Origin of the sequence: Klebsiella sp. MBT K-1, from assembly GCF_002556465.1 — a bacterium.
Taxonomy (GTDB): domain Bacteria; phylum Pseudomonadota; class Gammaproteobacteria; order Enterobacterales; family Enterobacteriaceae; genus Klebsiella; species Klebsiella grimontii.
In genome coordinates this window covers 2107-4391 of record NZ_PDEL01000036.1, presented here as the reverse complement: position 1 = coordinate 4391, position 2285 = coordinate 2107, and the positions used below count along the sequence as shown (strand labels likewise).

Below are 2285 nucleotides of genomic sequence, written 5' to 3'. Positions count from 1 at the left end.
GGCTCCATGCAGACTGGCGTCCACACTTCAAAGCCTCCCACCTATCCTACACATCAAGGACCAGTGTTCAGTGTCAAGCTATAGTAAAGGTTCACGGGGTCTTTCCGTCTTGCCGCGGGTACACTGCATCTTCACAGCGAGTTCAATTTCACTGAGTCTCGGGTGGAGACAGCCTGGCCATCATTACGCCATTCGTGCAGGTCGGAACTTACCCGACAAGGAATTTCGCTACCTTAGGACCGTTATAGTTACGGCCGCCGTTTACCGGGGCTTCGATCAAGAGCTTCTCCTTACGGATAACCCCATCAATTAACCTTCCGGCACCGGGCAGGCGTCACACCGTATACGTCCACTTTCGTGTTTGCACAGTGCTGTGTTTTTAATAAACAGTTGCAGCCAGCTGGTATCTTCGACTGATTTCAGCTCCATGGGTAAACCACTTCACCTACATATCAGCGTGCCTTCTCCCGAAGTTACGGCACCATTTTGCCTAGTTCCTTCACCCGAGTTCTCTCAAGCGCCTTGGTATTCTCTACCTGACCACCTGTGTCGGTTTGGGGTACGATTTGATGTTACCTGATGCTTAGAGGCTTTTCCTGGAAGCAGGGCATTTGTCACTTCAGCACCGTAGTGCCTCGTCATCACACCTCAGCGTTAGTAACGTTCCGGATTTACCTGGAACATCCGCCTACATGCTTAAACCGGGACAACCGTCGCCCGGCCAACATAGCCTTCTCCGTCCCCCCTTCGCAGTAACACCGAGTACAGGAATATTAACCTGTTTCCCATCGACTACGCCTTTCGGCCTCGCCTTAGGGGTCGACTCACCCTGCCCCGATTAACGTTGGACAGGAACCCTTGGTCTTCCGGCGTGCGGGTTTTTCACCCGCATTATCGTTACTTATGTCAGCATTCGCACTTCTGATACCTCCAGCAACCCTCACAGGCCACCTTCAACGGCTTACAGAACGCTCCCCTACCCAACAACACATAGTGTCGCTGCCGCAGCTTCGGTGCATGGTTTAGCCCCGTTACATCTTCCGCGCAGGCCGACTCGACCAGTGAGCTATTACGCTTTCTTTAAATGATGGCTGCTTCTAAGCCAACATCCTGGCTGTCTGGGCCTTCCCACATCGTTTCCCACTTAACCATGACTTTGGGACCTTAGCTGGCGGTCTGGGTTGTTTCCCTCTTCACGACGGACGTTAGCACCCGCCGTGTGTCTCCCGTGATAACATTCTTCGGTATTCGTAGTTTGCATCGGGTTGGTAAGTCGGGATGACCCCCTAGCCGAAACAGTGCTCTACCCCCGAAGATGAGTTCACGAGGCGCTACCTAAATAGCTTTCGGGGAGAACCAGCTATCTCCCGGTTTGATTGGCCTTTCACCCCCAGCCACAAGTCATCCGCTAATTTTTCAACATTAGTCGGTTCGGTCCTCCAGTTAGTGTTACCCAACCTTCAACCTGCCCATGGCTAGATCACCGGGTTTCGGGTCTATACCCTGCAACTTAACGCCCAGTTAAGACTCGGTTTCCCTGCGGCTCCCCTATACGGTTAACCTTGCTACAGAATATAAGTCGCTGACCCATTATACAAAAGGTACGCAGTCACCCCATAAAGAGGCTCCTACTGCTTGTACGTACACGGTTTCAGGTTCTTTTTCACTCCCCTCGCCGGGGTTCTTTTCGCCTTTCCCTCACGGTACTGGTTCACTATCGGTCAGTCAGGAGTATTTAGCCTTGGAGGATGGTCCCCCCATATTCAGACAGGATACCACGTGTCCCGCCCTACTCTTCGAGTTCACAGCCTGTGTGTTTTAGTGTACGGGAGTATCACCCTGTACCCTGCGACTTTCCAGACGCTTCCACTAACACACAAGCTGATTCAGACTCCGGGCTGCTCCCCGTTCGCTCGCCGCTACTGGGGGAATCTCGGTTGATTTCTTTTCCTCGGGGTACTTAGATGTTTCAGTTCCCCCGGTTCGCCTCGTTTGACTATGTATTCATCAAACGATAGTGCAACGAATTGCACTGGGTTTCCCCATTCGGACATCGCCGGCTATAACGGTTCATATCACCTTACCGACGCTTTTCGCAGATTAGCACGTCCTTCATCGCCTCTGACTGCCAGGGCATCCACCGTGTACGCTTAGTCGCTTAACCTCACAACCCGAAGATGTTTCGTGAAACATCGTCGTGTCGCGAAAATTTGAGAGACTCGAACACACATTAGCTGTGTGTCGTTTCAATTTTCAGCTTGATCCAGATTTTTAAAGAGCAAAAT

General features: G+C 51.9%; 1 rRNA gene. It reads right to left on the bottom strand.

The annotated features are described in order from the left end of the window. Positions 1 to 2164: ribosomal RNA gene (locus CMQ96_RS28075) — 23S ribosomal RNA — on the bottom strand; the annotation flags it as partial. Between the last annotated feature and the right edge of the window lie 121 nt (positions 2165 to 2285).